The sequence below is a fragment of the Streptomyces spongiae genome, assembly GCF_009377185.1.
GTDB lineage: Bacteria > Actinomycetota > Actinomycetes > Streptomycetales > Streptomycetaceae > Streptomyces > Streptomyces spongiae.
The window spans coordinates 1-5801 of the sequence record NZ_VJZC01000609.1; the positions used below are offsets into that span (position 1 = coordinate 1).

The following is a 5801-nucleotide window of genomic DNA, read 5'->3' on the forward strand; positions in this document are numbered from 1 at the left end:
ACCCGCACCCAACCCGGGCGAGCAAGACCGTCCGCACCGACGCACCGGACCCCACAACCTACGTAGGCTTCCCCACGTGAACCAGAACTTCAGCCCCGGCCCCGCCACCGGCATCGGCTCCATGCCGGGCACCGACGCCCGCGAGGCCGCCAAGACCGTCACCGGCACGTTCGAGGGCCCGGAGACGGGCATGCCGCACCTGCCCGAGCTCCCCGCCCGCGGCCCCGGCGCCGACATGATCGGACGCACCGCGGGCATGCTCGTCGAGCTGTACGCGCGCGTAGAGCCCAGCGGCTGGCGTATCGGCGACCGACCGGGCCGCGACACCAAGCGGGCGAGGTCCTGGCTGGGGGAGGACCTCGACGCGCTGGAGGAGTTCACGCAGGGGTACCAGGGGCCGTTGAAGGTCCAGGCCGTCGGGCCCTGGACCCTCGCCGCGGCGCTGGAGCTGAAGAACGGCGAGGTGGCCCTGTCCGACCCCGGCGCCTGCCGTGACCTCGCCGGTTCGCTCGCCGAGGGGCTGCGGCTCCACCTCGACGAGGTGCACCGGCGGGTGCCCGGCGCCGACATCGTGCTCCAACTCGACGAGCCGTCCCTCGTCGCCGTGCTGCGCGGGCAGGTGAAGAGCGCCAGCGGCTATCGGACCCACCGCGCCGTGGACCGCCAGGTCGTCGAGGCGACGTTGCGGGACGTCATCGGCGTCCACGGCCCCGACGGCCCCGTCGTCGTCCACTCCTGCGCGCCCGACGTCCCCTTCGCCCTGCTCCGCCGCTCCGGCGCCGCCGCGATCTCCTTCGACTTCGCCCTGCTCACCGAACGTGACGACGACGTGATCGGTGAAGCCGCGGAGGCCGGCACGAGGCTGCTGGCAGGTGTCGTGCCGGGCACGGACGGTCCATTGTCAGACCCTGCCGGTAGCGTCATGGGTGTCAGGACGCTTTGGCGCAGGCTGGGGCTGAATCCGGGGCTTCTCACGGACGCGGTCACGGTCACGCCGTCGTGCGGACTCGCGGGGGCCTCCCCGGCGTACGCGCGCGCGGCACTCGCCCACTGCGTCCGGGCGGCGAGATCCCTCGCGGACAACCCTGAGTAACGGGAGGACCACACGGTGGCCGGCGACAAGCAAGCGGAGACGGCGGTGCCCGCCGAGGCACGGGACAAGCACGCGCAGCTCGCTGAGCAGATCGAGGAGCACCGCTTCCGGTACTACGTGAACGACGCTCCCGTCGTCAGCGACGCGGAGTTCGACAGGCTCCTGCGCTCCCTGGAGGCACTGGAGGAGGAGCATCCCGAGCTGCGTACCCCCGACTCCCCGACCCAGAAGGTCGCGGGGGCGTACGAGACGGAGTTCACGGCGGTCCAGCACCGCCAGCGCATGCTCTCGTTGGACAACGCGTTCGACGACGAGGAGCTCGCCGCCTGGTCCGAGCGCATCGCCAAGGAGGTCACCACCTCCGAGTACCACTTTCTGTGCGAGCTCAAGGTCGACGGCCTCGCCGTCAACCTGACGTACGAGCACGGCCGCCTCACACGCGCGGCGACCCGCGGCGACGGGCGTACCGGCGAGGACATCACGCCCAATGTCCGGACCATCGCGGAGATTCCGGACCGTCTCCAGGGCGACAGCATCCCCGACCTCGTGGAGATCCGCGGCGAGGTCTACTTCCCGATGGAGAAGTTCGAGGAGCTCAACGCCCGTCTCGTGGAGGCCGGCGACAAGCCCTTCGCCAACCCGCGCAACGCGGCGGCGGGTTCCCTGCGTCAGAAGGACCCGCGCGTCACCGCCACCCGTCCGCTCCACATGGTGGTCCACGGCATCGGCGCCCTGGAGGGCTTCGACGGCATGACCCGCCTCTCCCAGGCGTACGACCTGCTGAAGTCCTGGGGCCTGCCCACCTCCCGGCACAACAAGGTGGTGGACGGCCTCGACGGCGTACGGGAGTTCATCGCGTACTACGGGGAGAACCGCCACTCCGTGGAGCACGAGATCGACGGCGTGGTCGTCAAGCTCGACGAGATCCGCCTCCAGGGCCGCCTCGGCTCCACCGCCCGCGCCCCGCGCTGGGCCATCGCGTACAAGTACGCACCGGAGGAGGTCAACACCAAACTGATCAACATCCGTGTGGGGGTCGGCCGTACGGGTCGGGTGACGCCCTACGCACAGGTCGAGCCGGTCACGGTGGCCGGCTCGGAGGTCGAGTTCGCCACGCTGCACAACCAGGACGTGGTCAAGCTCAAGGGCGTCCTCATCGGCGACACGGTGGTGCTGCGCAAGGCCGGTGACGTCATCCCGGAGATCCTCGGCCCGGTGGTCGACCTGCGGGACGGCAGCGAGCGGGAGTTCGTGATGCCGGCCGAGTGCCCCGAGTGCGGTACGGCGCTGCGGCCCTCGAAGGAGGGCGACGTGGACCTCCGCTGCCCCAACTCCCGTACGTGCCCGGCGCAGTTGCGTGAGCGGCTGTTCTACCTCGCGGGCCGCAAGGCGCTGGACATCGAGCACTTCGGGTACGTGGCCGCCGCGGCCCTCACCAACCCGCTGGAGCCGTCCGATCCCCCGCTGGTGGACGAGGGCGACCTGTTCGACCTCACCATCGAGCAACTGCTGCCCATCAAGGCGTATGTCCTCGACATGGACAGCGCCCTGCCCAAGCGCGACCCGAAGACGGGCGAGGAGAAGATCGCCACGGTCTTCGCCAACCAGCAGGGCGAGCCGAAGAAGAACGCGCTGGCGATGCTGGAGAACATCGCCGCCGCCAAGGAGCGCCCGCTCGCCCGTGTCCTCACCGGACTGTCGATCCGTCATGTCGGCCCGGTCGCGGCCGAGGCCCTGGCCCGCGAGTTTCGCTCGATCGACCGTATCCAGGAGGCCACCGAGGAGGAGCTGGCGAACACCGACGGTGTCGGTGCGATCATCGCGGCGTCCCTCAAGGAGTGGTTCGCGGTCGACTGGCACCAGGAGATCCTCCGTAAGTGGAAGGCCGCCGGTGTGCGCATGGAGGAGGAGGGCTCCGGCGAGGACGAGGGACCGCGCCCGCTCGAAGGACTCACCGTCGTCGTCACCGGCACCCTGGAGCACCACACGCGCGACGGCGCGAAGGAGGCGCTGCAGAGCAGGGGGGCGAAGGTGACGGGTTCGGTTTCGAAGAAGACCTCATTCGTCGTCGTGGGTGACAACCCGGGGTCGAAGTACGACAAGGCGATGCAGCTCAAAGTGCCGGTCCTGAACGAGGAGGGCTTCGCCGTTCTGCTCGCACAAGGGCCGGAAGCAGCCGCGGACGTCGCGCTTCCGACCGAGGAGTAGCGATTGAAGGCCACCCGTTCGGCGCATACCAGATGCATACGGGTGGCCGGGTCGCATTCGGGCAACCGTCGACGACCGCTGCCCGTGGAAGCCTTCTGCGGCCTACTGTTGAGGTGTGCGCCTGCCGTGCCCGGACGCGTGGTGGGTTTTCAGACGCGGTGCCGTTGATGGTTGTCGGGAGCATCGTGCCGCGCTGCGTGAGCACTGCCGGCTGTGAGAGGGACGGGAATGGAACCGACCGAGAGCGCCGCCCCGGACTCACGGCTGCGTCTGCGCCGGATGTCCGGGGCATGGCTGAACAGCCGACGAGCGGGCGCAGGGCGATCGTCGGAGCGCGCGGAGAACGCTGCCGTGCGCGGCGCTGTGGTGCACGCCACCGGCGCACACGGATCCGCGCACCCCGGCGCCGAGCGCGGCACGGGACTTCCGGGCCATGACTCCGAACGGCACTTTTCCTGGCCCGCGGTGCCCGCCGCGATCGTCGGAGTGGCCGGCGCGGTGCTCGGTGCCGGCTTCTACCGGGCGTTCACCTGGCATCACGCGCTCTTCCCGTCCGGCACGGCCGGCTGGTCCCTGGCCGTGCTGTCCGGCGTCATCGTCGGACACCTGGTCGCGATGGGACGCGCCCGCTGGTGGGGCGGTACCGGATCGGGTGCCGCACTCACCCTCGCCGTCCTGCTGCTCTACGGCTGGGTGCCCGCCGGGATGGTCAGCCTCACCGTCGTCGTCCTCGTCGGCGCCGCGCGCCGGGGCCGCTGGCGTCAGGGCGTGCTGCACGGCGCCGTCGACATACTCGGCATCGGTGTCGGCGCGCTCGTGCTCGCCTCGTTCGGGCGCGTGCCCTCCGTCGAGTCGCCGTGGAATCCCGAGAGTTGGGATGTCTACGCGGCACCCCAGGTGGTGCTCGTCGCCACGGCGTACCTCGCGGTCACCCGTGGCCTGCTCTGGTACCTCCACGCGCCCCGCGGCGGTGGCGTCCCCACGGTCGCCCGCACGGCCCTGGTCCGACAGGGGCTGGTCGCGGTCGCACTGCTCGGCATCGCGCCCCTCGTCTGTGTGGTCGCCGTCGCCCAGCCCCTGCTGCTGCCGCTGTTCGCCATCCCGCTCATCGCGCTCGACTCCACGCTGTGGATAGCCCGCGCCCGGGCGGAGGAACAACTGCGCGACCCGCTCACGGGACTGCCGAACCGTCAGTGGCTGCTCGAACGGACCTGGACGGCACTCGACGACGCGGAGCGTATCGGTGCGCGGGCAGCCCTGATGCTGATCGACATGGACCGCTTCCGGTCGGTGAACGACACGCTCGGGCACCTGGCCGGTGACCGGTTGCTGCTGCAGATCGCCGACCGGCTAAAGCTGGCGCTGCCGCGCGGAGCGGAGGCCGCGCGGCTCGGCGGCGACGAGTTCGCCGTCTTACTGCCCGTCGCCGACTCCACGACATCCGCGTCGCGGGTCGCCCGCAACCTCGTCGCCGCGCTCGGCTCGCCCCTCGACCTCGACGGGCTCACCCTCGTGCTGGAGGCCAGCGCCGGGGTCGCCGTCTTCCCCGACCACGCCCTCGACGCGGAGGGGCTGCTGCGGCGGGCGGACGTGGCGATGTACCAGGCGAAGCGGGACCGTACGGGGGTGGAGGTGTACGAGTCCAAGCGGGACTCCAACACCCCCGACCGCCTCGGTCTGTTGGGCGATCTCAGGCGCGCGCTCGACGCGCACGAGGTCGAGTTGCACTACCAGCCGAAGGTCCGCTTCGACGGGCAGGTCGCCGGCCTTGAGGCGCTGGTCCGGTGGGTGCACCCCGAGCGGGGCAAGGTGCCGCCGGACGAGTTCATAGCGATCGCCGAGTCGTCCGGGCTGATGCCGCACCTGACGGAGTACGTGCTGGAGACGGCGCTGGAGCAGGTCGCCCGGTGGCGTGCGCAGGGGCTTTACGTGCCGGTCGCGGTGAACGTGTCGCCGCGCGACGTCCACACCCCCGGGTTCGCGGGCGCGGTCGCGGCGCGGCTGGCCCGGCACGGGGTCCCGGCGGGGGCCCTGCAGCTGGAGATAACGGAACACGTGCTCCTTGAGGACCCGCAGCGGGCCGCGGACACCCTGGCCGGGCTGACCGGGCACGGTGTGAAGATGTCGCTGGACGACTTCGGTACGGGGTACTCGTCTCTCGTGCACCTGCGCCGCCTGCCGGTGAGCGAGCTGAAGATCGACCGGTCGTTCGTGGCGCGGCTGGCCGTGGACACCGAGGACGCGGAGATCGTGCGGTGCACGGTCGATCTCGCGCACTCGCTGGGGCTGTTGGTGGTCGCCGAGGGCGTCGAGGACGACGAGACGTGGGAGCGGTTGCGCGATCTCGGGTGCGATGCGGTGCAGGGGTGGCTGGTGGCTGCGGCGATGCCTCCGGAGGAGACGACGGCGTGGTTGCGGGCGCGGGGGTCGCGGGGGTGGGTGCGGCCGGCGGCGGCGCTGCCGGCGGCGTCCGGGGACGAGTAGCGCGGACGCCCAGGGG

At 71.2% G+C, this 5801-nt stretch carries 3 protein-coding genes; all 3 read left to right on the forward strand.

All coding sequences use genetic code 11. The features are described 5' to 3' along the window. The first annotated feature begins 76 nt into the window (after positions 1–76). The 3 genes from FNH08_RS42770 (at position 77) to FNH08_RS42780 (ending at position 5785) form a co-directional block, all read left to right on the forward strand. Positions 77–1093, forward strand: a complete 1017-nt coding sequence (locus FNH08_RS42770) for a methionine synthase (RefSeq protein WP_322726370.1) — start codon at positions 77–79, stop codon at positions 1091–1093. A 15-nt stretch (positions 1094–1108) separates the two neighbouring features. Continuing rightward, complete coding sequence (gene ligA, locus FNH08_RS42775; RefSeq protein ID WP_322726371.1) at positions 1109–3301, forward strand: NAD-dependent DNA ligase LigA; 2193 nt, start codon at positions 1109–1111, stop codon at positions 3299–3301. A 228-nt stretch (positions 3302–3529) separates the two neighbouring features. Beyond that, positions 3530–5785: a putative bifunctional diguanylate cyclase/phosphodiesterase gene (locus tag FNH08_RS42780; RefSeq protein WP_152776907.1), complete on the forward strand. Its 2256-nt coding sequence runs from the start codon at positions 3530–3532 to the stop codon at positions 5783–5785. Positions 5786–5801 lie beyond the last annotated feature (16 nt).

Coding starts and splice junctions, on each gene's coding strand:
- FNH08_RS42780 (WP_152776907.1), top strand. CDS start 3,530: ATGGAACCGACCGAGAGCGCCGCCCCGGACTCACGGCTGCGTCTGCGC.